At 33.9% G+C, this 26,896-nt stretch carries 26 protein-coding genes; 20 read left to right on the top strand and 6 right to left on the bottom strand.

All coding sequences use genetic code 11. The annotated features are described in order from the left end of the window. Positions 1-45: 45 nt before the first annotated feature. Positions 46-1,392 carry a magnesium transporter gene (gene mgtE, locus PGC35_RS01000; RefSeq protein WP_275784802.1) on the top strand — a complete coding sequence of 449 codons (1,347 nt, stop codon included), beginning with the start codon at positions 46-48 and terminating at the stop codon, positions 1,390-1,392. 60 nt (positions 1,393-1,452) lie between these two features. Beyond that, positions 1,453-1,842, top strand: a complete 390-nt coding sequence (locus tag PGC35_RS00995) for a hypothetical protein (protein WP_056827539.1) — start codon at positions 1,453-1,455, stop codon at positions 1,840-1,842. 102 nt (positions 1,843-1,944) lie between these two features. Here the strand turns inward: PGC35_RS00995 and PGC35_RS00990 are convergent, their stop codons facing one another. Next, entirely contained in the window at positions 1,945-2,460 is a 516-nt protein-coding gene (locus tag PGC35_RS00990; RefSeq protein WP_053590222.1) for a CotY/CotZ family spore coat protein, read from the bottom strand. Positions 2,461-2,590: 130 nt separating this feature from the next. On the opposite strand from PGC35_RS00990, the gene PGC35_RS00985 reads away from it, so the two are divergent. The 11 genes from PGC35_RS00985 (at position 2,591) to PGC35_RS00935 (ending at position 10,660) form a co-directional block, all read left to right on the top strand. Beyond that, on the top strand, positions 2,591-2,983 hold the full coding sequence (locus PGC35_RS00985; protein ID WP_375217833.1) for a YhcN/YlaJ family sporulation lipoprotein: 393 nt from the start codon (positions 2,591-2,593) through the stop codon (positions 2,981-2,983). After that, positions 2,983-3,438, top strand: a complete 456-nt coding sequence (gene spoVAC, locus PGC35_RS00980; RefSeq protein WP_053590220.1) for a stage V sporulation protein AC — start codon at positions 2,983-2,985, stop codon at positions 3,436-3,438. Before PGC35_RS00985 ends, spoVAC begins: the two co-directional genes overlap by 1 nt. Further along, positions 3,432-4,439, top strand: coding sequence for a stage V sporulation protein AD (locus PGC35_RS00975; protein ID WP_375217832.1), 1,008 nt, complete (start codon positions 3,432-3,434; stop codon positions 4,437-4,439). The genes spoVAC and PGC35_RS00975 overlap by 7 nt, the downstream gene beginning before the upstream one ends. A gap of 2 nt (positions 4,440-4,441) precedes the next feature. After that, positions 4,442-4,807 carry a stage V sporulation protein AE gene (gene spoVAE, locus PGC35_RS00970; protein ID WP_056827533.1) on the top strand — a complete coding sequence of 122 codons (366 nt, stop codon included), beginning with the start codon at positions 4,442-4,444 and terminating at the stop codon, positions 4,805-4,807. A gap of 68 nt (positions 4,808-4,875) precedes the next feature. Beyond that, positions 4,876-5,019, top strand: a complete 144-nt coding sequence (locus PGC35_RS00965; RefSeq protein ID WP_082355239.1) for a YjcZ family sporulation protein — start codon at positions 4,876-4,878, stop codon at positions 5,017-5,019. A gap of 31 nt (positions 5,020-5,050) precedes the next feature. Next, positions 5,051-5,296, top strand: coding sequence for a stage VI sporulation protein F (locus PGC35_RS00960; RefSeq protein WP_082355238.1), 246 nt, complete (start codon positions 5,051-5,053; stop codon positions 5,294-5,296). 84 nt (positions 5,297-5,380) lie between these two features. Next, positions 5,381-5,695 carry a hypothetical protein gene (locus PGC35_RS00955; protein ID WP_275784448.1) on the top strand — a complete coding sequence of 105 codons (315 nt, stop codon included), beginning with the start codon at positions 5,381-5,383 and terminating at the stop codon, positions 5,693-5,695. Between the two features lie 212 nt (positions 5,696-5,907). Beyond that, positions 5,908-6,384 (top strand): hypothetical protein, encoded by a 477-nt coding sequence (locus tag PGC35_RS00950; protein WP_053590216.1) that lies wholly within the window; start codon positions 5,908-5,910, stop codon positions 6,382-6,384. A 69-nt stretch (positions 6,385-6,453) separates the two neighbouring features. After that, positions 6,454-8,145: a hypothetical protein gene (locus PGC35_RS00945; RefSeq protein WP_375217831.1), complete on the top strand. Its 1,692-nt coding sequence runs from the start codon at positions 6,454-6,456 to the stop codon at positions 8,143-8,145. Positions 8,146-8,349: 204 nt separating this feature from the next. Then, entirely contained in the window at positions 8,350-9,027 is a 678-nt protein-coding gene (locus PGC35_RS00940) for a hypothetical protein (protein WP_056827525.1), read from the top strand. A gap of 274 nt (positions 9,028-9,301) precedes the next feature. After that, complete coding sequence (locus PGC35_RS00935) at positions 9,302-10,660, top strand: arsenic transporter (protein ID WP_375217830.1); 1,359 nt, start codon at positions 9,302-9,304, stop codon at positions 10,658-10,660. A gap of 446 nt (positions 10,661-11,106) precedes the next feature. Here the strand turns inward: PGC35_RS00935 and PGC35_RS00930 are convergent, their stop codons facing one another. The 3 genes from PGC35_RS00930 to PGC35_RS00920 are packed head-to-tail and all read right to left on the bottom strand — an operon-like array spanning position 11,107 to position 12,849. After that, positions 11,107-11,547 (bottom strand): GNAT family N-acetyltransferase, encoded by a 441-nt coding sequence (locus tag PGC35_RS00930; protein WP_056827521.1) that lies wholly within the window; start codon positions 11,545-11,547, stop codon positions 11,107-11,109. Positions 11,548-11,550: 3 nt separating this feature from the next. Next, positions 11,551-12,066 (bottom strand): YjcG family protein, encoded by a 516-nt coding sequence (locus PGC35_RS00925; protein WP_053590211.1) that lies wholly within the window; start codon positions 12,064-12,066, stop codon positions 11,551-11,553. Between the two features lie 60 nt (positions 12,067-12,126). After that, positions 12,127-12,849 (bottom strand): alpha/beta hydrolase, encoded by a 723-nt coding sequence (locus tag PGC35_RS00920; protein ID WP_053590210.1) that lies wholly within the window; start codon positions 12,847-12,849, stop codon positions 12,127-12,129. A 167-nt stretch (positions 12,850-13,016) separates the two neighbouring features. Between PGC35_RS00920 and PGC35_RS00915 the strand changes: the two genes are divergently transcribed. Next, positions 13,017-13,604, top strand: a complete 588-nt coding sequence (locus tag PGC35_RS00915; RefSeq protein ID WP_053590209.1) for a phosphatidylglycerophosphatase A family protein — start codon at positions 13,017-13,019, stop codon at positions 13,602-13,604. A 628-nt stretch (positions 13,605-14,232) separates the two neighbouring features. On the opposite strand, the gene PGC35_RS00910 is transcribed toward PGC35_RS00915, so the two are convergent. Further along, positions 14,233-14,955, bottom strand: coding sequence for a thermonuclease family protein (locus tag PGC35_RS00910; RefSeq protein WP_375217829.1), 723 nt, complete (start codon positions 14,953-14,955; stop codon positions 14,233-14,235). Between the two features lie 46 nt (positions 14,956-15,001). Between PGC35_RS00910 and PGC35_RS00905 the strand changes: the two genes are divergently transcribed. Further along, positions 15,002-15,844 carry a DNA-3-methyladenine glycosylase family protein gene (locus PGC35_RS00905; RefSeq protein ID WP_375217828.1) on the top strand — a complete coding sequence of 281 codons (843 nt, stop codon included), beginning with the start codon at positions 15,002-15,004 and terminating at the stop codon, positions 15,842-15,844. Between the two features lie 56 nt (positions 15,845-15,900). Here the strand turns inward: PGC35_RS00905 and PGC35_RS00900 are convergent, their stop codons facing one another. Next, a complete protein-coding gene (locus PGC35_RS00900) occupies positions 15,901-16,044 on the bottom strand; it encodes a hypothetical protein (RefSeq protein ID WP_197275637.1) in 144 nt (47 codons plus the stop codon). 316 nt (positions 16,045-16,360) lie between these two features. Between PGC35_RS00900 and PGC35_RS00895 the strand changes: the two genes are divergently transcribed. The 5 genes from PGC35_RS00895 to PGC35_RS00875 all read left to right on the top strand — a co-directional run bounded on the left by PGC35_RS00895 (position 16,361) and on the right by PGC35_RS00875 (position 26,761). Next, positions 16,361-17,749: an aldehyde dehydrogenase gene (locus PGC35_RS00895; RefSeq protein ID WP_375217827.1), complete on the top strand. Its 1,389-nt coding sequence runs from the start codon at positions 16,361-16,363 to the stop codon at positions 17,747-17,749. Positions 17,750-17,980: 231 nt separating this feature from the next. After that, a complete protein-coding gene (locus PGC35_RS00890) occupies positions 17,981-20,173 on the top strand; it encodes a sensor domain-containing protein (RefSeq protein ID WP_056827514.1) in 2,193 nt (730 codons plus the stop codon). A 386-nt stretch (positions 20,174-20,559) separates the two neighbouring features. Beyond that, positions 20,560-21,609 carry a M42 family metallopeptidase gene (locus tag PGC35_RS00885; RefSeq protein WP_375217826.1) on the top strand — a complete coding sequence of 350 codons (1,050 nt, stop codon included), beginning with the start codon at positions 20,560-20,562 and terminating at the stop codon, positions 21,607-21,609. A gap of 167 nt (positions 21,610-21,776) precedes the next feature. Next, complete coding sequence (locus PGC35_RS00880) at positions 21,777-23,351, top strand: peptide chain release factor 3 (RefSeq protein WP_275784416.1); 1,575 nt, start codon at positions 21,777-21,779, stop codon at positions 23,349-23,351. Positions 23,352-23,695: 344 nt separating this feature from the next. Beyond that, positions 23,696-26,761 (top strand): efflux RND transporter permease subunit, encoded by a 3,066-nt coding sequence (locus PGC35_RS00875; RefSeq protein WP_375217825.1) that lies wholly within the window; start codon positions 23,696-23,698, stop codon positions 26,759-26,761. Positions 26,762-26,896 lie beyond the last annotated feature (135 nt).

Here is a 26,896-nt window from a genome sequence, read left to right as displayed (position 1 = left end):
TAACCGCAGAAAGGAGTGAGAAATGTGAAAGAAGAATTGAATCCAATTGCATTAGAAGAATCCCAGTTAATTGACATTCTCTCAAATGATTTAATGGATGAGTTCAGGGATGAATTTATGCAACTTCACCCATATGATCAATCGTTATTTTTTGAGAAGGTGGAGCCTGAAATAAGGAAGAAAATATATCACTATCTCTCTCCAAAGGAATTGGCGGAAATTTTTGAAGCGACTAAGTTCGAAGAGGAACAATATGAATTTTATTTAAAAGAAATGGACACCACATACGCTGCAGACATGCTCTCTTATATGTATGCAGATAATGCTGTTGACGTCTTGAACGAATTAGGGAAAGACCAAGTAGCGAGTTATTTAAGTATTATGGACGAAGAATCTGCACAAGAAATTAAAGAGCTTCTCCATTATGAAGAATATACTGCGGGTTCTATCATGACTACTGAATATGTAGCAATTCCAGAATCATCTACATGTAGATCAGCGATGACAATTTTGAGAAATGAGGCTCCAAACGCCGAAACAATTTATTATTTATTTGTTGTTAATGATTTCCATAAATTAACAGGGGTTATATCTCTTCGTGATTTAATCATAGCTGATGAAGATACATTGATTAAAGAAATAATGAATGAACGTGTCGTTAGTGTTTTAGTAAGTGAAGATCAAGAAGAGGTTGCTCGTACTATAAAAGATTATGATTTTCTTGCAGTACCGGTAGTAGATTTTGAACAACATCTACTTGGAATTATTACTGTCGATGATGTCATAGATGTATTAGATGAAGAAGCTTCTGACGATTATTCTAAACTTGCCGGAGTTTCTGATATGGATACATTTGACAAAAGTCCTTTCACTGCTGCTAAGAAGAGATTACCTTGGCTTATCGTATTATTATTTTTAGGTATGATGACTGCAAATTTAATGAGTATTTTTACAGAAACTTTGGAACAGGTTGCTTTGCTTGCTGTTTTTATTCCGCTAATAGCAGGTACTGCAGGTAATAGTGGAACACAAGCATTAGCTGTTGCGATTAGAGGTATTGCAACAGGAGATATTGAAGAAGAAAGCAAATTTAAAATATTACTAAGGGAAGCTGGAACGGGACTAATAACTGGTCTATTATGTGGTTTGATAGTGGTAGGCATAGTTTTCTTTTGGAAACATGACTTATTAATAGGATTACTAGTTGGAGCTGCAATTTTTGGGTCTATTTTTGTCGCTACACTTGGAGGTTCATTTATTCCTTTGCTAATCCATCGAATGAAAATCGATCCTGCTGTTGCATCTGGTCCATTTATTACTACGATTAATGACGTAGTAAGTATTTTAATCTATCTTGGACTTGCTACATTATTTATTTCCTCCTTATCGTGAGAAGGTATTTTCACCATTTCATCTAATGAAGCATAAATTAAAGCAAAAAAGGATGTGTCTGTGAACTCTTTCAATGATCCTTTATTATTTATAAAAGCACCGCCTGTATTCCATTTACCACCAAACGTTAAAGTTAGCGTACCGGTGGAAGTCCAAATGGATGCTGTAGAAGAAGTCCAAGATGAAAGTACTTCCATATACGAAATTAGAACAACAATGTCAAAAAAAACACTTGCTATATTAGAAAAATTGCACTTTCTTTCTAAGCCGTTTCAACGAAAAGCGTATCGGCCACTAGTTTTTCATATGGAAGGTGGTATATACCTTCAAGGTGAGGTAGTAGATGTAGATGATGATGTAGTGACTTTAATAATTGGAGAAGGTGAAATTGTTACTTACCCAGTAAATAAAGTAGAAAAAATAGTGTGGCGTGGCGTAGAAATGAAATGAACAAAAAAACTATCCTATGAAGGGTAGTTTTTTTTTTCTGTATAAACGATAAAACCGTTCGGGATATCCCGAACGGAGTAGACATTGCGAGGAGGAAACTAATCAGTCACATACATCTAAAAATACGTCCGCTATACATTCGATTGCACAGAAACAATTTAAATCGACTGTTACACAGCTACCAGTCAATCTCCAATTACGAACTTTACAAATTTGTCTTAAGTCGATTTTTGTACCATCATCATTTAACAAATCAACTTCATTTCTTTCTCTATCTAGCGGTTCTAATACGCGTAATGTTGCGCAGCATGTATCAAAAATATCTTCCACTCGGAAAAATACGGAGAAACAATCATTATCGCATCTATCTCTATCTCGGAAAAATGCTTTGAATGGAGTACCGTCTTTATTCAAAAGCATAAATACACGTGTGTCCGCTTGGTTACGTGCTGGACTAACGATACCACCTAGTGGTTCTAAGAAACAACTTGTTGGACATCCTGGACAATCGTCACGTGTTGCTTGATCTTGAATATCTTTGATTGCACGAACAACGTCACAAACACAGCCTTCATTTCTTCTTACATCTGCAATATCTTCAACTCTTCCACAACCCATTGATTTCACCTCCTCTTCTCTATCTAACTTATGTAGCTTCTTCATAAAGGTTAGGGCAAATATCTCTAATGCTCTTCGTATATTTCTTTTTCTCATGCTCATACTAACTCGAAAAGGGGCCATGAATCCTATGCATAAAATTATTACTGTCCTTCTGCTGTTTTTTCTCTTAAGTGCATGTTCTGATGAATCTGTGCACATCGTTTATCCTTCCAATACTTCACCTGAGATAGAGGAAGAAATAAAACACCATGATTCGGTCAAAGGATTTCAGAGTGTAACTGACAATAATAATGTGTTAGTGGCAATCGACATAAAAAGAATGAGTAGGTTCAATAAAGAAAAAATAGAAAAAAAAATAACAAAAGAATTAGAGAAAAAATTTCCGGAGAAAGAAGTGCTAGTCACAGGTGATTTAAAAGTAAAATGGGAAATTGAAAAAATAATTGACCAGAAATTAAAATCCGAAAAGCTAACTAAATCAATTGAAGATATAAAATCTTTATCAAAGGAAGAGACATAATGGATCAAAAACAATTCGAAAAAATAGTAGATAATCAAACACCGAAAACACCACTTTTTATGAATATGTTAAAAGCATTTTTAGTTGGGGGCATTATTTGTGCTATTGGACAGCTTATTACTTTTTTTTATATTCGTTTTTTTCCATTTACAGAGAAAACAGCAGGAAACCCAACTGTAGCAACTTTGGTTTTTATTGCAATGATCCTAACGGGTACAGGACTATATAAAAAGATTGCTCAAATAGGTGGAGCGGGATCGGCTGTTCCAGTAACTGGCTTTGGAAATGCTGTAATATCTGCTTCTTTAGAACACAAAACAGAAGGGTACGTATTAGGTGTCGGTGGAAATATGTTTAAACTAGCCGGCTCTGTTATTGTTTTTGGTGTACTTTCCGCTTTTATAGTAGCCTTGATTAAAACAATTTTAGTTAAAATGGGAGTGCTCTCATGGTAATAAAGTCTGGGACAATACAATTTAAAGAAAATCCAAGTATAGCAAGTACGGGTGTTGTGGTAGGTCCTACGGAAAAGAAGAGTACTTTTGCTGAATCATTTGATGAAGTTCTTCTTTTAGAGAATGAAAAAGGTGAAACCTTTGAACAAGCGCATACCCATTTTATCGAAAAAGCTTGTAAAGAAACTTTGAGAAAAGGGCATGAAAAGCTTGAAAATGTAGATGTATTTATTGGAGGAGACCTAGTAAATCAACTTTCCCCTACTAATTTTGCTGCTCGCGAGTTAGCGATTCCATTTTTAGGAGTTTTTTCCGCATGTGCAAGTTCTGTAGAATCAGTTATTTTGGGAAGTCTTCTACTGGAATCAGGAAATGCAAAATCTGTACTCGCTGGCGCCTCTAGCCATCATCCGAGTGTGGAGAGACAGTTTAGATATCCTCTTGAATACGGAGCACAAAGACCTGGAACATCTCAATGGACTGTCACTGCTGCAGGTTTTGCACTACTACAAAAGCATGCAAAAAATGCCCCTATTATTACGCACGCCACCATTGGAAGAGTAGTGGATGGCGGACAAAAGAACCCACTTTTTATGGGAGCTGCAATGGCACCAGCCGCAAGAGATACAATTGAAAGGCATTTAACGAATACAAATAGTAGGATGGCAGATTATGACGTAATTATGACCGGTGATTTAGGGAAAATAGGTTTGTCTATATTAAAAGAAATGTTTCAAGATGAAAATAGTGGAGTAATCCTGCAAGATGCTGGTGCACAATTTTATGGTGAAGATGAATTTTTTAAGGCAGGAGCAAGTGGTGCAGGATGCTCTGCTGCTGTTTATTTCAGTCACGTATTTAATCAATTAAAAAGTGGCGTATACAAACGGGTATTACTAGTCGCAACTGGCGCATTATTATCACCATTAACTTTTCAACAAGGTGAAACAATCCCTTGTATTGCTCATGCCATTGAATGTCGTATGGAGAAAAGAGGATAAAAATGATTTCATCATTATTAGTTTCATTTATTGTCGGAGGTCTTATTTGTGTAGTCGGACAAATATTAATGGATGTTTTTAAGCTTACCCCAGCACATACGTTATGTACCCTTGTAGTTAGTGGCTCTATTTTAGATGGATTTGGTTTATATGAGCCGTTAATTGATTTTGCTGGAGCAGGTGCTACTGTTCCAATAACATCTTTCGGTAATTCACTAACACACGGGGCTTTAGCAGAAGCAGAAAAGCACGGTCTAATAGGAGTAGTTACAGGGATGTTTGAGGTTACAAGCTCAGGGATTAGTTCTGCTATTTTGTTTGGAATTATTGGAGCGTTTATTTTTCAAAAACAGAAAACTCACTACTAGTTGATTAGCCCTTTTTCTTTTTCTTGCCTTTGCATACTATATGTTGAAGAGGAGAGGAGGGAAAGATTATGTACGGCTACTGTGGTGGAGGATACCCTGGTTACGGCGGCGGTTATGGCGGAGGCTATGGCGGAAATAAAAGCTCAACTTTTGTATTGATCGTTGTTTTATTTATCTTATTAATAATTGTAGGAGCAAGCTTTCTCCATTAATCATAAATAATTAATGTGAGGAGGAAAATTAGTGCAAAATTCATTTTTTAAAGCAATAGAAAATAAAACTGGTGTTTCGATGGAAGATCTTTTTACGCTTGCCAATGCCATCTCGCATGCTGATTTTACGGATGAAAAACAAGTTCGTAAAATTGTACGCAAAGTTGGCAAGCTAGCAAATAAACCAGTTTCTCAACAGCTAGAAGATGAACTGACGAATTCCATTTTAAAAAGTGGAAATTCGTTAAGTTTATCTGATATCGAAAAGTTGTTGTAATAGTAAGAAAAGATTTTAAGAGTAATAGGTTTAATACTTGGAGACATAGGGTATAGAGTGATAAATAAATCGGAGGTGGAGGAAATGGGATACATCATACCAGTTCAACCAATTCAGTCGCAAATTTATGCTAATCGTATGTCGATGGATGATTATAATTTTGCTTATGTAAGCAATATTAATGGAGTAAAGATGAAATCAACTTTTGATGAACATCTTGAGGACCAGGAACAGGTACTTAAAGAAAATGAAGATAATGATGAGAAATCATCATCGTTTGATAAGTATCCAACTAATCCGCCTTTATTTAAATCTTTTATCCAACCCAATCCAGTAAATTTATCTCCTAAAATTGCACAAATAAGTGGTAAGGGAAATTCAATTAATTTGTATATTTAATAAATTAATAAATAAATAAATAATTAAATGTATAAAGTGATTAAATTTAAATGCCGATTTAAAATCGGCATTTTTTTTTCTGCACTAATCTAAATAAAAAATGGATTATTAGGTTGGTTTGTACAATTAAAATAAAATGGGCGTTTGGCCAATGCTTAGCTGACCCAAGATACATATAAATATTAGGATACTATAAAAGGAGGTTAGAAAATATGAATAAGAAGATGATACTTTCACTAGTAGATAGAGTAGTAAAAGTAGATAGAGGTGGTCCGGAGTCTCGTATAGGTAAACTACTTGCAGTTCAAGATGATCACTTAACTCTACTTACAGATAACGATGGAATCATTTATTACAATACACAACATATTAAAAGCTTAACAATTAATACGAAAAATCAGGATCAAGTTAATATTGAAGTACCAGAGGATTTTGAATTCATACAAGCGGATGACTTCAAAGGCGTTTTAAGAAATTTAACACTTCGATGGGTAAAAATTAATCGTGGTGGACCTGAAACGTTAGAAGGAGTAATGGACTATGTCGATGATGATTATATAACGATTGTCTCAAACGAAGAAATAATCCGGATTTCTTTATTCCATATCCGAAACATTAGCTACGGAGTAAAACTTCCAAAAGAAGATGAAGCAGAAAATAAAAATGAATCTAAAAAAGATAGTGAATAAATAAATGATGTTTTCGTCGCTTCTGTTGATCCGAAGCGACGAATATTCTATGAAGGAGGCGCTCTTATCTTGCAAGAGGACAATATTAAAAAAGTTTTATGCGCCCTTATTAATATGAAGATTGGTTTGTATTTACGAAACAGTAAATTTGTAGAAGGTATTTTATTAGACGTCAAACAAGATCACCTTGCTGTTGATGTCAATGGAAAAGTATTCTATTTCGCATTTGAACATATTGGAGCTATATCTAAGAATGCTAAGGACTATAGCGTCTACCCCAAAACTGATTCCTATCCAGAAAGCAATGATTTAACAGATGTTTTGAAAGTATTGAAATACAACTGGGTTACTATTAATAGTTTGAGTAATCAGGCGCTAGTTGGAGTACTCACGAGCATTGTGGAAGATCATATCATTTTAATAAATAATCAGGATCTATACTATATCCCAAAATCTTATATATCAAGTATTCATAAAGGTATATCCAAGATGGAGATAAATAAAATTAATGAGCAATCCACAGAAATCAGTAATGAATTAGTTATTCAAGACACCGTTTCTAGTGTAAATGCTGAACTAATACAATTTACAAACGTCGCAATGAATGAAAATCAGCAAAAAGATGAGCATCAGGAACAAATTCTCGCTGAACGTTTTAAAACATACAATAATTATGAAGAATTTGTTAAAGTGCCTATTATGGAAGAGCAGACGGAAGAGAAAAATAAAGCTATTAATGAAGTTCCAGATGTTCTAAGTTTGCATAGTGTAGAAGATATTCCTTTAACAAAAGAATGGAGTATCAAATCCAATAACGATGACCAAAACGAAGCGAAAAATCTAAGAAATTTAATTTCTGAATTACATTACTCAGCTTTAGGCTTCAATTCAACGATGAAAGAAAACAATTCAGAACTGTTAAAATCGGTATCTCATTTAGTTGATAATATTGAATCCAATAATGATGTACTAGAAATAAAAACCAATCAAGTGTTATCTGTGCCAGATGATGAATTATTAAATATGTATAACGAAAATGAGAACCATGTGGATATAAGTCAAGAAGTTGAGGTTCAAGAAACAATGGAATTAATAGATAAACTGAAGATTTCATTAAATCAAGAAGAAACGCAAAATCTTCCGAATAGAGAAGACCTAGAAGCAGATTATTTAGATCCTTACAATTCAAGGAGTAGCGTTATTAATGAAGAACAAATTATTTCTAAAGAACCTGAGATTCAAAACAAGGAAAAAAGAATACTTTTAACTGCATGGAGTAAAATGAATCTAGACCAAAATTCAATTACTATTCCCCCCAAAAAAAATGTAGAAAGCGAATCTCCTACTCATAAAACAAGTTCAGTTGTTGTAGATTTAGCTTCAGACCATGAAAAATCATTTGTTGAAGAGATGCATGAAAATAATACAACAGAGGAGCATGGTAAATTGGTTATTGCACCAGAGCATTCTGAAGTATTTTTTACTGCAGATCCAATAAGTCCCATAGAAAAAAAAGCGATGTTGCTTAAACAATACTATGCATTAATGAAACATGCAGAGAATAATTCAGCTAACCAGGAATATCGTTCTGTACGGTACCCAACTTTAGATTATCAGGTAAACAATAAACCAGAGTTTGAGGAATTAAAGAATTCTTATGTATCGGAAAGTCTAAAAGAAGAAAAAGCAGTGTTAGAAAATCAATTTTATTCATTGATGAGGCATGCTGCAAAGATGTATCGTCAAATAAGAGATTTTTGATTAAGAATATTAATTTATGAACGGCGAAAAAAATATGTCTAAGAACTTAATTGGCGATATTTTGAGTATTAGTAAACCAAGATGCATTAAAACTATATGTGTTGCTGGCTAAAATATCATTTCATGTTTTTCCAATAGACATAATCGTTTGTTTGTTCAATCTTTATCTATAGTTATTATAATAAAATAAAAGGAGATGTGACCTTGAATAAAATTATTCAAAGTCTAATCAATGAAGTTGTTCAAATCGAAGTTTCGGGGAAGAAGCAAATTAATGGTACTTTGATTGATTTAGGCAGCGACATAGTGGTTCTTTTTAATGGAGCAGATTTTATGTACATCCCTTTACATCATATCCAGAGTTTAGATATTGGTAGTAATGAGGAATACGAAATACAGCCCCCGACAGTTTCTCCTAGCATATTCTCTGGAGAAACTGAAGATGAGTTATCTTATAATGAGGTACTATTACAAGCAAAAGGAAAATATGTGGAGATTTATATAACAGATGATCAGTCTCTACATGGTTATATTACACATATTAAAAATGACTATTTTGAATTTTATTCACCTATTTATAAAAAGATGTACATTGCTATTAATCATTTGAAGTGGTTAATACCCTATGTAAAAAATGAAAACCCTTATGGCCAGATTAAAGAAGAAGGCAACTTGCAAACGGACAAAGATTCTTTAGAGAACACGTTTGAAGCTCAAGTTGAAAAGTTGAAAAGTTCGATTGTCGTCCTAAACATTGGAGGTAAACATAGTCATGTTGGTAAAATAAACAATGTGGAAAAACAGATTATTGAGATGAAAACTGCTAGAATAGTTCCTATCTATCTAAACCTGGATCATATTAAAACTCTTCACCAGGTGTAAACGATGGATAGACTAAAGTACTTGATTTATGAAGAGAACAATAAAGAAATACAAAAACTATAGAAGCATGAAATGTTTCATGCTTCTTGAAAAAAATATATGCTCCGTATACATAAAAAATTGTCTAACCAATTATGGATAGACAATTTTTTTATTTTTATTAGACAAAAAATTAGTTTTTTTCAATAAGGACATACACCTCTATCTTAGTAGGACGAGGTGAATATACATACAAGGAACGGACAAACAAACAACGAGAGGAAATGGGATATGTATGAGTTTTCATGTTGGAGTCGCCAGTTTGGTATTCCTAACTACTATGCTAGTCATTTTTTGGAGACCTAAAGGACTGAATGAGGCATGGCCAGCATCTATAGGAGCAGCGATTATATTAGTTGTAGGTATCGTTTCTCATGCGGACATTATGGACATTCTCAATAAAATTGGCGGCGCATCCATTACTATAATAGCAACAATAGTTATGGCAGTAATATTAGAAAGTTTTGGATTTTTTAACTGGGCAGCTGCAAGACTGGCGAATTTAGCAAGGGGTTCTGGTCACCGTTTATACTGGTATATTCAGTTGCTTTGTTTTTTAATGACTCTATTATTTAATAACGATGGAAGTATTTTAATAACCACCCCAATTCTAATATTGCTCTTGAAAAATTTAAGACTAAAACCATCACAACAGATTCCTTATTTATTAAGTGGTGCACTTATCGCAACAGCTTCTAGTGCCCCAATTGGTGTAAGCAATATCGTTAATTTGATCGCTCTAGAGATAGTTCATATGACACTTTGGATGCATACAGCGATGATGTTTGTGCCCGCTACATTAGGTTTATTATTTATGTCTTACTTGATGTATTTAGTAGTGAGAAAAAATTTGCCGAGAAGATTACCAGATTCCGCTATTGATATAGAAGAAACATTTTTTACAGAGAATTTTCATCCTTTAAAAACGAAAATCCCTGTAGAAACAAAGCGCAAGCGCACTAAATTTATGTTAAAGTTATTACTATTTGTGTTTATTATGCGTTGTCTACTATTCGTTGCATCTTATATAAACGTACCAATTGAAGTCGTTGCAGTTCTTGGCTCTGTAATACTACTTATTTGGAGATGGTATCATTTACGTACGAACCCAGTAGATATTTTGAAAAAGACTCCTTGGCATATTCTAATTTTTGCTTTTTCCATGTATGTGATAATATATGGCTTGAATAATGTAGGGTTAACAGCATTGTTAGTTCAGTGGTTTGAACCAATTGTAAATCAAGGATTATTTCAAGCAAGTTTTATCATGGGGGGCCTTGTATCAGTGCTTTCGAACTTGTTTAATAACCACCCAGCTTTAATGATTGGAACAATTTCATTAACAGAAATGGGACTGGATGGAATCACCCTTAAGACAATTTATCTTGCCAATATCATTGGTAGTGATATGGGATCGTTATTATTACCTATCGGTACACTCGCTTCCCTTATTTGGATGCATATTTTAAGAAAAAATAAAATTAAAGTTTCTTGGAAAGATTATCTAAGCGTAACGATTATCGTTATACCAATAACCACTATTGTAACGCTTGCTCTTTTATTTTTCTGGGTACAAATGGTATTTTCTAATTAAAATCTTAAATTGGAAGGTTGGAGACTGTATTTACTAATAATTTTATTTTAATCCTAGGGATTATCTCTAAAAGAATACGTTATCTGAGGGGCAATATAAAGTAGAAAAGCAGGAAATTCTAAAAAAGTTTCCTGCTAATCTCTTTGTTCAATGAAAAAAGATCCTTTCAAAACATTGATTAGATGCGTTTAAAAAGAATCTATATGAGTGAATATTAAATTTGTAGTTAAGGCATTCGATCAATCAGAATTTGTATTATAGCAAAGCCCAAAGATTCAAGAAAAAGCAGTGGAATTTATATATACTTTCAATGAGCATCAATTTAAATACACAGTTTTATTGTTTAATCGTTCTTAATATGTATATGTGAAACTAGGTGAAAATGCTACTGATTATTGAAATCAAATCCATAAAAAAGCAGGATGAATAATCATCCCGCTTTAAAATCAATTGTTTTTAATTAGTTTCTTCTCCATTGCACGATGAGGAATTCCTGCTTCTAAAAATTCTGGAGATGTAATCATGTAATTTCTTTTCTCATAAAATGGTACAGCATGACTTTGTGCATTTAGTTTTAGTTTATCGTATTCTTTCGATTGCGCGTATTCTTCCATACATTGCATCATCAAGTTACCATAATTTTTTCCTCGGTATTTAGGGAGTATACAGACACGTTCTACTTTTCCAATAGAAGATTCAACTGTACGAATTCTTCCTGCACCAAAAGGTGTTTCTCCATCATATGCCACAAAGTGAGTAGCGGTTTGATCATATTCATCTAATTCCATGTGAAGCGGCACATCTTGTTCTTCTACAAAAACTTTTCTTCTAATGAGTATGGCATCTTGATATTCTTTTTCTGTTTCAACTAATTTTGCATAAACCAAGGATTATTCAGCTCCAGACAATCTAAATGTTTCATAAACAGTCCAAGAACCGTCTTCTAATTGATAAAGTAAATGAAGTCGATCAATTTCTTCTTCAAATTCCGCACCAATCATTTTTAACTGCGGATAAATGTCGTCATGTTCACTAGAATTCATTTTTTGAGCAATAGTAATGTGAGGTACAAACGTATAATTTGCTTCATCGTTATATTCAATAGCATTTAAATCCTCATGAAGTGCTAATAGCTCATTTGTAGGCTCTACTTTAAAGTAAATAGCATTTGTTACAGGAGCAAAAGAACTCACTTTAGAAGTCTTTAATGTAAATGGCTTATGCTTACTAACCACTTGAGCTACTTGTTCAGCCACTGTTTTAATTTCCTTTTCGTCTGCTTCAAATACACCTTTAATCGTCATATGTGGTGTTATAAGTGCGTAGTGCGGGTCATAACGTTTCCTATAAGAATTAGCAAAATCTTGCACTTTTTTTGATGGGAAAGCAACTATTCCGTATTTCATTTTTCATTACCTCCTCGAATTTTTGTAACAGATCACCTTATCATTATAACAAAAAAATATTTACAAGCCGAAATTGTTTTTTAGTGAACGCCTTATATCTGGTTGCCAAAGCTTCCAAGTGTGGTTTCCATCTAATTCGTCATAAAATGTCGTAAATCCTTTTTTTATGAATAAATTATGCAAAGATCTATTTGGTGTGACAAAGTCTGTGATTAGTCCATCTCCTGTTTTAACATCTGTCTCTTCCAAGCCAATGACATGATAAAGTGAAAATGCATGTATTTCTTTATGTTTTTCAACTTGATTCAATACATACTCATTTACTAGAGGAGAATGTAAAATAACTTTGCCAAATGTATTAGGATATTGTAAAGCCGTAAGTAAGGATACTGTAGCAGCAAGTGAATCACCGATTAGTGCTCTGCCTAAACCCATTTGATAGGTAGGATAATTGGCATCAATATAAGGAACGAGTTCATGCGCTAAAAAACGTATGTACGCTTTATGCTTTTCTCCGTCTGGATGATATTTTGCTCTACGATCTTTCACATTTTTATATGGAATACCAACAATAATAAGGTTTTCAATTTCATTTTCTTCATACAGCTCGTCAGCCACTCGAGAAATTCTTCCCAATTGAAAATAGTCTTTACCGTCATTTGCAATAAGTACACTGTATTTATATAATGGCGAATAATTTGGTGGTAAGTATATAAGTAACTGCATTTCTTCTTGTAAAGATTCACTAAAAAGTGTTAGATCTTTTACAACTCCTTTATTCATAAAGAACCTCCTACAATAATCATGTTGTATAGAAATTGTAACATATACATGAAGAGAGGTATAATGAACAACAACTAGAAAATTTGAAAGATTATTATTTCGATGGTTATGAATATGGGACAGCGCTGAGTTCAAAATAAATCAGATAAATAAAGGGGTTAATTAAATTGGACAGACAGACATCAAAAGTACATTCACGGACTGTTGAGAAAGCTGCAAATGATGCATTACTTCGAAGAGGTGTGACAATCGAAGAGATTGCTAAAATCGTTTATGAAATGCAATTTCCATACAATAAAGGTCTAACAATTGAGCATTGTATCGAGTCGATTAAAAGTGTTTTAAAGAAAAGAGAAATGCAGCATGCCATTTTAGTTGGGATTGAACTAGATGAACTAGCTGAGAAAAAGTTATTATCGGAGCCATTGCAACAGATTGTAGAAGCAGACGAAGGGTTATTTGGTATAGATGAAACGATTGCTCTGGGAGCAGTGTATACGTATGGAAGTATTGCAGTGACAACTTTTGGTCATTTAGATAAAAATAAAATCGGTATTATTTCAAAATTGGACACAAAGGCAGAGACAGGCACTATCCATACATTTTTAGATGATATAGTTGCCAGTATTGCTGCAAGCGCGGCTTCTCGTTTAGCACATCGAACACGTGATTTAGCAGAGGCAAACGAAACATTTGAGGATATCCCTCCAGAAGAAACTGCACCTGAAACAAAGGTTAAAGGATCTCGAACTTAAATAGTTCATTATAGATATTTAAAGAATGAAAGGGCACTGTACTAATCGATAGGCATTAGTGCTGACCGAACTTCCGCTTGTCGCTCTCTAAGCATGTGCCTCCGCGGAGGAGTCGCTACTGAATTGAGGGCTTTCTTCGTGCTACTGAGGGCACTGAAAAACTAATCAAGATATTTTTTTAGCGAGTATGTGAACGTCATTTCATTCACATACTCGTTTTTTGTCTGAACCTCTAAATTTAAGTAATTGCAGGTAGTTAATCCCCATAATACAACCCAAGAAACCCTCAATTTAAGCCGATATATGGTGATTTAATAAAATGACAAAGAGAAATAAGGCACTTTATATTCAAAAAACAATTACGTCATTTATAATGTAAGTTTTTTAGTGCCCTTCGTGCTGCCTGCAGGTGTAAGGTGCACACCCTGAAAAATATCAGAGATACAGTACCATTCGTTTCTATAAAGTCTTTTAAAAATGCAAAATTTGAACAACAAAGCTGCCAGGGTCATTATCAACAATAACAAATAAAATAACAGAGTCGCGTCCGAAATTGTATCTTCGGACGCGACTTTGTGCTTCTCCTATTATCTGTAAAAACACACAACTAACTTATAATATAAGCGCTTTAATATTCTCTAGCTTTACTAAAGCCTGCTTTAATTGCTTCCTCTTCTGTGCAAAACCATTCTTCCGGTTTAGTTACATCATAATTATTTCCACTAGGAACATGAAAAATTTTCTTGCCTTCTTTGCTAATGTTTCCTTTAATCAAACATTTACCAATTGGCTCTCTGGAAGAATCCTTATCTTCGACTAACACAGAAGAATCAAAACCACGTGAAGTAACATAGTTGGGGGTTTCCCATACTCCAACTTTCCCTTTCTCCGCAATATTAGATGCTTTTTCAAAGTCGTCTAAATACCTTGTGTTTGGCGGAAATACGTAAGCAACACGTGCTAAACCTTCTTCTAAAAGAGTTTCTTGAACACTTACTCCATCTATGTAAATATAGGCAAGCATGCGACCGTAATTATCCAATCGATTTCCTACGTCGAATTCAATTGTTAAATTTCCGTTGCTTAGTATTTCTTTGTTACGATTCTTTGCTTCTTCACTAAAAGGTTGTTTTCCAAGTTGTTTATGATTTATTTCAGGTGTGTCAATAAGTAAATATCGAATTGTTTCGGTATTTCCCTTATAATTTACTTTAATTGTATCTCCGTCAATTACTTCAAGTAATTCAACTGGAATTTGATCAGTAGAGCCACTTGTTTTAGTAATACCGTTAGATGGAATTTCCTCACAACCAAAAAGCAAAGAAATAATTATTAATAATAACTTTTTCATTTTATCACCGTCATTAGTTTAGCATATAAATAAAGGAGAGAAACTGTTGACACATATAATAGAGTTACCATTTGCTTATCGTTTTGATGAAGCAATCAGCAGATTATCATTAGACCCTCTAAATTCTGTAGATTTAGCCAATCAAATAGTTAGAGTTCCATTAGATCATTCCATTATTACTGTAAAAAGTATTGGATCACATCGAGAGCCGAAGTTTATACTAACCGGAATAGAATCGGATGAACAGCTTCAACGTATATTGTCCATTTTTCATTTTGATCGCAGTCTAGATGCAGTTCATGCACATTTTATAAAAACAAATCTGAAGGATTTATTCTTAAAATTTGAAGGTACTCCTATCATTACGGATTTTTCTTTATACGAAAATATAATAAAAAGCATTATTCATCAACAATTAAATCTTTCTTTTGCAAGAACATTAACAACTAGATTTGTGCAAACATTTAGTGAACAGATAGATGGTGTATGGATCTACCCTACTGCTGATAAAATAGCAAAACTAGAAGTGGACACACTAAGAGGTATGCAATTTAGTACAAGAAAAGCGGAATATATAATTGGTATTTCGAAAGCAATTGCAACAGAGGAGTTAAAATTGAATACCCTCGTTAATGAGACTGATGAGACGATTATGAAAAAATTGACTTCCTATCGAGGGATAGGTCCTTGGACTGCAGAAAGTTTTTTACTTTTTGGCCTTGGTAGAGAGAATCTTTTTCCGGTAGGAGATATAGGACTTCAAAACTCATTAAAACAAATGTGGAATATGGAGAAAAAGCCTTCGAAAGAAGAAATTATTATCCATTTTGAATCTTGGTCACCTTATTTAAGCTATGCTTCTTTATACTTATGGAGAAATATTGAATAAAAAATCAGCTTCCTTTATATAATAAGAAGGAAGCTGATTCTATGTGAATACATTATTCAATTATTGCTCTCCATTTCGTCTTGTACTTCCTTGAAGTATAAAAACGATTCTTCATCCAATTCATCTATACGTTCCTTATTAATCCCCATTGCAATTGCTCCAGTAAAAATGGTTTCCCACCAAGTTTCTGTTATTGTCATTTCTATTTCCTCCTTTAATTTTCTGTTTGTCCATTTGACCAATACATACCCTAAAAAGTTTGGTTAACAAACTTGTTAATTAGAAAATGAATCAAATATCACACAACCAAAGCAAGACTTATAGACTAATGGAGTGGAAAGTGTAAGGAAAGAATTTTCTCTACATAAAAGAGTATTTCCACCTTTGATAAGAATCATGTATATCAGAAAAAAACTTATATGTGATATTCTTTCCTAGACTAGAAAATAATTGTATGATTCTAATATAAAGAACGTTTAGTATATATGGTTTTGAATGAAAAAAGGAGATGTTATGATGAATTTTACTGCCCAACAATTGGAAAATATTTTAGAGGAACATCAAAATTTTTTTTATTCTCGTAAAACAAGATCAGCTAATTTTAGGTTAGAACAACTTGACAAGCTTAAAAAATCAATCAAAAAATATGAGAAGGAAGTTATTAAAGCTTTATATAATGATTTACGTAAAAGTGAATTTGAAGCATATACAACTGAAATAGGACTTGTATATGACAATATATCTTATATGAAAAAAAACTTGGAAAAATGGATGGAACCGATGCAAGTAAAAACCCCATTAGCATTAATGCCATCAAAAAGCTTTATAGTAAATGACCCTTATGGAACTGTCCTGATTATTGCTCCATTTAACTATCCATTTCAATTAGTGATGGAACCACTTTTGGGAGCCATTTGTGGGGGAAATTGTGCAATTATCAAACCCTCTGAATCCACACCCTATACTGCTGAAGTCATTAAGAAGATTATAGAAGAGACATTTGATCCTGGCTATATACGAGTTTTAGAAGGGGAAAAAGAAGAAACTTCATTATTAATCCACGCTCCATTCGATTTCATTTTTTTCACGGGTAGTGTTAAAGTGGGCAAAATTGTCATGAAGGCTGCTTCAGAACGTTTAACGCCTATAGCTCTTGAGCTTGGCGGTAAAAGCCCAGTAATAGTAGATCATACTGCAAATCTGGAAGTGGCAGCAAAGAGGATAATATGGGGAAAATTAGTTAATTCAGGTCAAACATGTATTGCTCCTGATTATGTTTTGGTAGAAGAAAGTGTAAAAGAAAAGTTTGTTGATCTTTTAAAACAATCTATTCATCAATTTTACGGAGAAAATATTCAAAATAGTGTCGATTTAGGGCGAATTGTAAATGCAGCTCAATTTGATCGCTTGAAAAAAATACTAGATGAAGAAAAGGATCATATTATTTTTGGTGGAAGTACCGATAAAGATGATTTATATATAGAACCAACTTTATTAGATGGTGTTAGTTTTTCAAGTCCTTCTATGGAAGATGAAATATTTGGTCCCATTTTACCTATCATTTCCTACAACAATTTGCCAGCGATAATTCGACAAATACGTACATTGCCTAAGCCTCTTGCAGCATATATGTTTAGTGAGCATGAGCGGGCTCAAAATTATTTTTTAGAAGAGTTTTCATTTGGCGGAGGTTGTATTAATGATACAATTACCCATGCGGGAAATGCTTTTTTACCTTTTGGTGGGGTAGGTAACTCAGGAGTACATGCATACCATGGCAAGGCAAGTTTTACTTTGTTTACACATCAAAAGTCTATTATTAAAAAGAATACGAAATTACCAATTGACCTAGTATTTCCTCCTTATAAAAATAAAGTGAAGCTTGTCAGAAGTCTTTTAAAATAATAAAAAACATCCACGATTGTTACAAATCTGTGGATGTTTTTTTGAAATTTTGGACTTTTTAATAAAAGAAGCAAGTGTATATTAAAATTTATAGAGTTTTTTATGATGATATGTGTTAAATTAAAAGAAAACCATTACTTATTCCTTATGATGAACTAAACATAAATATCTAACGATAGTAAATTATCAGAGACAATATAACTAATTCATCAGAAGGAGAAAGAGGAAATTATGGGATCTATTTTCGATACAAAATCAGATGAACTGCTATATACAGTTAAAAAGGCGATTTTTAATGAGTCTTTAGCTGAAGATATGATCCTTCAGGAGCAACTAGAAGATGCTTTCTTCAAGATGGAACTAATGGATTATGCCCTAAACGAAACAATGATAGTAGCAGTGACAAATAAATCTGGTCAAATTCTATATGTGAATGATCGATTTGTAGAGATATCTGGGTATGCAAAATCAGAATTAGTTGGTAAAACACATAAAGTTGTGAACTCCAACGTACACCCTGCTTCTTTCTTTCGAAAAATATGGAATACAATCTTAAGTGGTGAAGTTTGGGAAGGCGAAATATGTAATCGAAGAAAAAATGGTGAATTATATTGGGTAAAAACATATATTCTACCTGTTGAATTAAATGAAAAAGAATCTTATTTCTTGAGTATCCGAACTGATATAACATCAGAAAAAGAGAAGGAAAAATTGTTACAATCTTCTTTAGTATCTTCCTTTGCAACTGTAGCGAATTATGTAAATAACTTAGTATTCCAAGTAAAACTCGATGCTTTCGGAAATTTTGGTTTTTCTTTATTGAGCGGAAAAATAGCCCATGAATATTTATCTAAACGAGGATTAGAGCCTGTTCAACCCTCAAGAGATACATTTTTGGAAAAGAATTTATTACTATCTACACCTATTGATGCATATTTTTCCGAAGAAATGACCGAAAGATTAGTAGGTCACCTCCAATATGTGTTTAAAGGAGAAGAGGTATCGTATAAAGAATGGTTTGATGAAAAATGCATCTATATAACACTTTCACCTTACGAACGTAAAGGAAAAGTTACAGCTGTAGTAGGTTTTGGTAACGATATTACCGAGTTAGAGTATACTAGAAAAAAATTAGCAGAAATTGCTTATTTTGACCATTTAACCAATACCTTTAATGCGGCAGCTTTGGAAAGAGATGTAATTAAAAAGATTAATGAAAATAAGCCTTTCAGCTTTTTATATATGGATTTAGATCGATTTAAAAATATTAATGATTCCCTAGGACACGTCACAGGGGATAAATTATTGAAAAAAGTTACTACGAGAATAAAGAAATATATTCAGAAAAAAGGAGAAGGACTTTTATATCGAATTGGCGGAGATGAATTTGTTCTTCTTTTAGACGATGATCAACTAATAGATACACCATTTCGTTGTGCAGAATTACTAATACAAGAAATGGAGCAACCATTCTTAATTGATGAAATGGAAGTATATATATCTTGTTCAGTAGGAATCTCCTTTTATCCAAACCACGGTACATCCTATCAAACATTACATCGATCTGCAGACTTAGCATTAAATGTTTCAAAAGAAAGTGGAAAGAGAAATGTAGTAGTATTTGATCAAGCACATGTAGAAGGTTTTGTGAATAAAGTTCAATTAGAAAGCGACATACGAACAGGTCTTGAGAAAAAAGAGTTTATATTAGTTTATCAACCGAAAATCAATTTAAAAACAGAGACGGTTCATGGTTTTGAAGCGTTGATTAGATGGAATAAAAAAGGAAAAGAAATGATTCCTCCTAATGATTTTATACCTTTTGCAGAAGAAACAGGACTCATAATTCCTATTGGTAAATATGTGCTGAGAGAAGCCTGTAAGCAAGCGGTAGAATGGATAAAAATGGGGATATCGTTTCATACCTTATCGGTAAATATAAGCCCTGCTGAACTAGAACAAAATGATTTTTTTCAAAATATCCAATTAATATTGAAAGAAACAGGATTACCAGCACATTATCTAGAACTTGAAGTTACGGAAAATGTATTAATGAAAAATATTGAACGTTTAACAAAACTATTAATTGATTTGAAAGATCTTGGTATTAAAATTGCGATGGATGATTTTGGTTCTGGTTTTTCAAATTTTCGATATCTAAGTAATTTACCGATTCATACACTGAAAATCGACCGTATGTTTATGAATCGAATTGTTGAAAATAGAGACGAAGTTATTGTTGAATCCATTATCCGCATTGGTCATAGCTTGGGATTAGAGGTTGTTGCGGAGGGAGTAGAAACAAAAGAGGTAATTGATTTTCTTAAATTACATGATTGCCATACAGTTCAAGGGTTTTATTATTCTAAACCGTTACATTCAGAGGAAATTCCAAACTTTCAACTAAGAGGACTGCTTCATTAGCAGTCCTTTCAAACTGTTGACGAACGATAGCATTCATCGTTGCATCTTCGGAAAGCACGTCGCAAACAAAAGATTTTGCTAGCACTTCGTTGTAAGCTCAGGGAAAAATTTAGTTGGTAACGGACCGACAGCGAAAAGCGTCCGCCAACAGTGAATCAACAAAGCAGTCTTTTAAGTCAATAATCTATGAAGTGGATAGATTCCTCTTCCTTTGTAATGCTTTTCACTTAATAATATCTAAAATGGTATACTGAATGTAAGAATACAAAATTCCTCAAAATGGTACGATTAAAAAAACGTACATACAACAAAAATAGGTGTTCAATTGGTCGTGTAAGAAAATAATTAATTTTGTTAAAATAAATGAGTGAATAAGGAGGATATATATGTCATTTATATTTGAGAAAGAAGAAACTATTGCATTGTTAAAGCAATTAGTCGAAATACCAAGTCCATCCGGTTATACAAAAGAGATAATGGATTTTATGGAGAAAATATTAGCGGATTTACAAGTTACTTACCAACGAACAAATAAAGGTGCTTTAATTGCTACTATAACTGGAGAAGATGACTACAAGCATCGTTTGCTTACTGCGCACACCGATACACTTGGAGCTATGGTGAAAGAAGTTAAGTCGAGTGGAAGATTAAAACTTACAATGGTAGGTGGCTTCAATTGGAATGCTGTAGAAGGAGAGTATTGTACAATTCATACTGCGGATGGTAAAAGAATACGTGGAACGATTCTTATGCACCAAACTACTGTTCATGTATATAAGAATGCTAGTGGATTACCACGAGATGAAAATAATATAGAAGTTCGTGTAGATGAAAAAGTGACAAATGCGAAAGAAACACGTAAGTTAGGTATTGAAGTTGGTGATTTTGTTTCTTTTGATCCTCGTTTTGAAGAAACAGAATCCGGGTTTATAAAATCTCGCCATTTAGATGATAAAGCGAGCACAGCGTTGTTACTTCAATTGATTAAATACATTCAAGAAAATAAAGTGACACTCCCTAACACTACTCACTTTTATATCTCAAATAATGAGGAAATTGGTTATGGAGGAAACTCGAATATACCAGAACAAGTAACTGAATATATTGCAGTTGACATGGGAGCAATAGGTGATGGGCAAGCTTCAGATGAATATACTGTTTCTATTTGTGCGAAAGACTCTTCTGGTCCATACCATTATGAGTTAACGAGACAACTAGTAGATCTAGCTAAACATGAAAATATTGATTATAAATTAGATATTTATCCACACTATGGCTCTGATGCTTCTGCTGCCATCCGAGCTGGATTTGACGTAAAGCATGCATTATTCGGACCAGGTATTGAGGCATCACATGCCTATGAGCGTACGCATGTGGAATCATTAGAACAAACTGCTAAACTTTTATTTGCATATGTAAACTCAAAACTATTGTAAGAATTATTTAGAGATAAATTAAATACCTGTTTCTTAAAATGATTAGAATCAGCAACTAATTCTGCGATAAAATATGCAGAAAAACCGTTGACTGGTTCTTTTTTACTTGTATTTTCACGCTCAAATCCATATGATAAAAAAGTAAATAAGAAGGAGATACAAAATATATGGACTTACAATTAAAAGATGAAATATTAAAACGAAGAACCTTTGCGATTATTTCCCATCCGGATGCTGGTAAAACGACTATTACCGAAAAGCTTTTATATTTCGGTGGAGCTATACGTGACGCGGGAACTGTAAAAGGGAAGAAATCTGGAAAATTTGCAACATCTGACTGGATGGAAATCGAAAAACAACGTGGTATTTCAGTTACATCTTCTGTCATGCAATTTGACTTTAATAATTGTCGTATTAATATTCTCGATACACCAGGACATCAGGATTTCAGTGAAGATACGTATCGAACGCTAATGGCTGTTGACAGTGCGGTTATGATTGTCGATGCAGCAAAAGGGATTGAAGCACAAACTTTAAAACTATTTAAAGTTTGTCGAATGAGAGGAATTCCGATTTTTACTTTTATAAATAAGCTTGACCGACAAGGGAAAGAGCCTCTAGAGCTTATGGAAGAATTAGAGGAAGTTTTAGGAATCCAATCTTACGCAATGAACTGGCCGATAGGCATGGGAAAAGAATTTTTAGGAATTTACGATCGATATAACAAACGCATTGAACAATTCCGGGTGGAAGATGACCAACGATACCTTCCATTAGATGACGATGGGGAGCTTGCTGTTGATCATTCGATGAAACAAACTTCTTATTATACACAGGCCATGGAAGACATCATGTTGTTAGATGAAGCAGGAAATGACTTCGACAAAGAAAAAGTCCTTTCAGGAGATTTAACTCCTGTATTCTTCGGTAGTGCATTAACCAATTTTGGTGTACAAACATTTTTAGAGACTTACTTACAATTTGCCCCTACTCCACAGCCGCGTAAAACGGATAACGGGGAAGAAGTTAATCCTATTAACGAAGATTTCTCTGGTTTCATCTTTAAAATTCAAGCTAATATGAATCCTGCTCACCGAGATCGTATCGCATTCGTCCGAATCGTATCTGGAAAGTTTGAGAGAGGTATGAATGTAACACTAGCTCGTACTGGTAAAAACTTCAAAGTGACGCAGTCCACACAATTTTTAGCTGATGACCGAGAAACTGTTGAAACAGCAGTAGCTGGTGATATTATTGGACTTTACGATGTAGGAAACTATCAAATAGGTGATACAGTAGTCGGAGGGAAAAAAGGATTTAATTATGAAAAACTTCCTCAATTTACCCCGGAACTATTTGTAAAAGTAACAGCTAAAAACGTGTTGAAATCCAAGCATTTTCATAAAGGAATCCTCCAACTTGTACAAGAGGGAGCAATTCAATACTATAAAACGCTTCATACAGAAGAAGTCATTTTAGGAGCAGTTGGACAGCTCCAATTTGAAGTGTTTGAGCACCGTATGAGAAATGAATACAATGTGGAAGTTCGGATGGAACCAATTGGATCTAAAGTAGCACGTTGGATTGAAAATGAAGAAGATGTGAAAGAATCCATGACAGGTCCTAGAAGTATGCTTGTGAGAGATCGCTATGACAACTATGTTTTCTTATTTGAAAACGAGTTCGCTACTAGATGGTTCCAAGATAAATACGAGCATATAAAATTGTATAATCTTCTTTAATATCGTAGAGGGAGGCACTTTTTAAATAAAGTGACCTCTTTTTTTATGGACATGAAAGAAACCATACTCTACTATTCTCTGAAAGTTATATCTCGAATAATCGTAGGAGAGCGACGGAAGTCATGAATAATCCTTCAAGAATATATACCACGGTAACTTGCATAATCACGATATAATTTCATTGAAAAGCAATATATATATTCTAAATCGCACAACCCTCCCTCCATATTCCAAAACTAGACAACAAACGCATTTTCCGTAAAGATTTTGTTTATTATAAATTTGAACTCTGCCTTTGTAGGGCATATGATAGTATTAGCAAAATAGAAGGTGGTCCCTAAAAAATGAAAATAAGTGATTTCTCCATAAAAAGACCTGTATTTACCACAGTTATCATGTTTCTTATTATTATACTTGGAGGAGTTTCATTCTTTAAAATTCCAGTAACTTTAATTCCCGACTTAAATCCTCCAGTTGCTGTAGTAGTAACAAGTTATCCTGGAGCAAGCTCGGTAGAAGTAAATGAAAAAATAACGAAACCATTAGAGGACTCTTTAAGTACTTTACCGGGAATCAAGTCAGTAAAGAGCACTTCTCAAGAAGGCGCAAATTTCATCTTATTGGAATTTGAATGGTCTACGGATATGGATGATATTGAATTAGATATTTTACAACGTATTGATTTAACTACCATGCCGGAAGGCGCATTAAAACCACAGTTTTTAAAGTTTGACCCTGCACAATTTCCGATTATTCAGTTGTCACTTAGTGGGACAAGTGCTGACGGCAATATTCGCTTAATCGCAGAAAAATTAGAAAAAGAATTGATCAGTACTGATGGAGTAGCTAATGTTAATATATCTGGCTCTCTCGTGGAAGAAGTACAAATATTATTAAATCCGAATGCATTAGAAGAAAAAGGACTAACACAAAACGATATTGTTCAACTTATCCAAGCAAATAATATTTCTTTTCCTGGAAATCCAGTGGAAACAAATGATAAAAAATCACTTACAACTAGAATAGTTAGTACATTAACGAGTATAGACGATATCAAAAATCTAGTGATTACAGTTAATCCACTTGATGGGAAAAAAGTAACTATTGCAGATGTTGCTACTGTAGAGTTGACCGAACAGGATTTAAACACTGAAACAAGAGCGAATAATGAACCAGCAGTTTTACTATCTGTTTTCCAAGAATCAAGTGCAAATACGGCTAATGTATCCAAAGCTTTTCAGCAAGCATTAGAGGAGCAGCTATCGAAAAAAGAATTTAACGGAGTTAAAGCAAATCTATTATTCGACCAAGGAGATTACATACAGGTTGCAATCGATAATATTGGCACCACGCTTATAAGTGGCGGTATTCTCGCAATGTTAATATTATTTGTCTTCTTAAAAGGTATAAGAAGTCCAATTATTGTCGGTGTTGCAATTCCTTATTCTGTCATAGTGACATTTGTTTTAATGTATTTTGCAGGCTTCTCCTTAAACATTATGACGCTAGGTGCGTTAGCGCTTGGTATTGGAATGCTCGTCGATAATTCCATTGTAGTAATAGAGAATATTGAAAGGCATTTAGGGTTAGGTAAAGATCCTAAGGAAGCCACTTATGTTGGAACAAAAGAAGTCATAGGAGCAATTACTGCTTCCACACTAACAACTGTCGCCGTGTTTGTGCCTGTTGTCTTTCTTTCTGGATTAATAGGTCAAATTTTTACAGAGTTTGCTCTCACTATATCCTTTAGTTTATTTGCTTCCTTAGTAGTTGCGATAACAGTTATTCCCATGATGGCAAGTAGAATGCTGAAGAAGCCAAAGGGAAATCTGGAGGCAAAAAGAAGACGGTCGAAAGCATACAACAACTTTGAGCGTTCTGTAGGATGGGCATTGTCTCATCGAGCGATTATCCTTTCCATTACGGCAATCTTGTTAGTAATATCAACTGTTGGTTTATTCCGTACGGGAACAGAATTTTTACCTGCAACAGATGAAGGGTTTGTTACGATCGCCGTTAGGCTAGAAAATGGTTCTTCAATAGCTGCAACAGACGAAGTAGTAAAAAAAATTGAGGAACAATTACAAAAGGAAAAAGATGTAGAAGTATATGTAAGTTTTGTAGGCGGCAATCAAGAGGGACAGTCAAGAGGGACTTCCAGATCTAATTTGGCGGAAATATCTGTTAAGCTAATACCATTAGATCAAAGAGAGCGTTCCATTTTTACTTTTGTAGATGAAGTTCAACCTAAGGTAATAGAAGCAGTTGGAGAAAATGTCGAAGTAAACTTTAATTTACAAACGGCTGCTGGATCAGCACCAAACTCACTATCTTTTACAATAACTTCAGCAAATAAAGAACAGCTAAATAATGCGGTAAATAAAGTGACAAAAGAAATAGAGAAGATAAATGGAATAACAAAAATAAGAAATGATTTAACGGAGACAATTGATGAAGTCCAAATGACGGTGAAGAGAGATGCAGCTACTGAGTATGGCCTTGCTCCAGCCCAAATAGCCCAAACCGTCAATAATATAACAAGAGGAGTTATAGCAACGCAGATTATTTCAGAGCAAGAAGAAGTATATGGTGTATATGTTAATTATGATGAAGATTATCGAAATAGCGTAGACCAACTAAAGCAATTAAAACTTAGAACACCATCTGGTCTATACATTACCTTACAGGAAGTAGCACATATAGAGGTTGCAGAGGGACCTTTAACAATTCGTAGAGTGAATCAAGCGGGGGCAGTTGCATTTACTGTTAAATATGATTCTAATATTTCATTAGGGGAAATGTCTGATTCAGTAGATGCTGCAATTGAAAGAGCACAATTGCCAAACAATGTTTCTATTTCATTTGGTGGAGATCGGGAATTATTAGATAATGCAACAAACGATATGATCTTGGCGGTTTTATTGGCAGTTGTTTTAGTATTCATTGTAATGGCTGCCCAGTTTGAATCATACAAGTATCCATTTGTTATTATGTTTACAGTACCCCTAATTGTCATTGGAATATTCTTTGGATTATTTACAACAAATACACCAATAAGTATTTCAGCAGTAATAGGGATTCTTATCTTAGTAGGAATTGTAGTTAATAACGGAATTGTATTGGTAGAATATATTAATCAGCGAAAAGCAGAGGGGATGGCATCATACGAAGCTATAACAACCTCGGTACGAGATCGTGTAAGACCTATTCTCATGACTGCGTTAACGACCATCTTAGGGTTAGTACCACTTGCGCTAGGTATTGGGGAAGGAACAGAAATCAATCAACCAATGGGCATTACAGTAATTGGAGGATTAATTAGTTCTACTTTTTTAACTTTATATGTTGTTCCGGTAATTTATAGTTTGTTTGATAAAGAAACAAGAAAACGTGCGACAACTCAAGATTAGGCCAAATTAAAGTACTACTTATGCATAGTCTCGGAAGGATACATCTCTAACTATAGACATTCGCGCTGACCGCAAAGTAAACTTCGCTGTCTCATACTGCACGTCATGCGGCTGACAAGGGCGAATGCCAGTGTA

This window comes from Psychrobacillus sp. PGGUH221 (assembly GCF_042055255.1).
In the GTDB taxonomy this organism is placed as follows: Bacteria; Bacillota; Bacilli; order Bacillales_A; family Planococcaceae; genus Psychrobacillus.
Note: the sequence above shows the minus strand (reverse complement) of the source record. Positions and strands in the feature narration are given on the sequence as shown.

What these genes read in the sequence shown, in the direction of transcription:
- PGC35_RS00990 (WP_053590222.1), bottom strand. Translation starts at nt 2,460, where the DNA reads ATGGGTTGTGGAAGAGTTGAAGATATTGCAGATGTAAGAAGAAATGAA.
- PGC35_RS00985 (WP_375217833.1), top strand. Translation starts at nt 2,591, where the DNA reads ATGCATAAAATTATTACTGTCCTTCTGCTGTTTTTTCTCTTAAGTGCA.
- spoVAC (WP_053590220.1), top strand. Translation starts at nt 2,983, where the DNA reads ATGGATCAAAAACAATTCGAAAAAATAGTAGATAATCAAACACCGAAA.
- PGC35_RS00975 (WP_375217832.1), top strand. Translation starts at nt 3,432, where the DNA reads ATGGTAATAAAGTCTGGGACAATACAATTTAAAGAAAATCCAAGTATA.
- spoVAE (WP_056827533.1), top strand. Translation starts at nt 4,442, where the DNA reads ATGATTTCATCATTATTAGTTTCATTTATTGTCGGAGGTCTTATTTGT.
- PGC35_RS00965 (WP_082355239.1), top strand. Translation starts at nt 4,876, where the DNA reads ATGTACGGCTACTGTGGTGGAGGATACCCTGGTTACGGCGGCGGTTAT.
- PGC35_RS00955 (WP_275784448.1), top strand. Translation starts at nt 5,381, where the DNA reads ATGGGATACATCATACCAGTTCAACCAATTCAGTCGCAAATTTATGCT.
- PGC35_RS00950 (WP_053590216.1), top strand. Translation starts at nt 5,908, where the DNA reads ATGAATAAGAAGATGATACTTTCACTAGTAGATAGAGTAGTAAAAGTA.
- PGC35_RS00935 (WP_375217830.1), top strand. Translation starts at nt 9,302, where the DNA reads ATGAGTTTTCATGTTGGAGTCGCCAGTTTGGTATTCCTAACTACTATG.
- PGC35_RS00925 (WP_053590211.1), bottom strand. Translation starts at nt 12,066, where the DNA reads ATGAAATACGGAATAGTTGCTTTCCCATCAAAAAAAGTGCAAGATTTT.
- PGC35_RS00920 (WP_053590210.1), bottom strand. Translation starts at nt 12,849, where the DNA reads ATGAATAAAGGAGTTGTAAAAGATCTAACACTTTTTAGTGAATCTTTA.
- PGC35_RS00910 (WP_375217829.1), bottom strand. Translation starts at nt 14,955, where the DNA reads ATGAAAAAGTTATTATTAATAATTATTTCTTTGCTTTTTGGTTGTGAG.
- PGC35_RS00900 (WP_197275637.1), bottom strand. Translation starts at nt 16,044, where the DNA reads ATGACAATAACAGAAACTTGGTGGGAAACCATTTTTACTGGAGCAATT.
- PGC35_RS00895 (WP_375217827.1), top strand. Translation starts at nt 16,361, where the DNA reads ATGAATTTTACTGCCCAACAATTGGAAAATATTTTAGAGGAACATCAA.
- PGC35_RS00890 (WP_056827514.1), top strand. Translation starts at nt 17,981, where the DNA reads ATGGGATCTATTTTCGATACAAAATCAGATGAACTGCTATATACAGTT.
- PGC35_RS00885 (WP_375217826.1), top strand. Translation starts at nt 20,560, where the DNA reads ATGTCATTTATATTTGAGAAAGAAGAAACTATTGCATTGTTAAAGCAA.
- PGC35_RS00880 (WP_275784416.1), top strand. Translation starts at nt 21,777, where the DNA reads ATGGACTTACAATTAAAAGATGAAATATTAAAACGAAGAACCTTTGCG.
- PGC35_RS00875 (WP_375217825.1), top strand. Translation starts at nt 23,696, where the DNA reads ATGAAAATAAGTGATTTCTCCATAAAAAGACCTGTATTTACCACAGTT.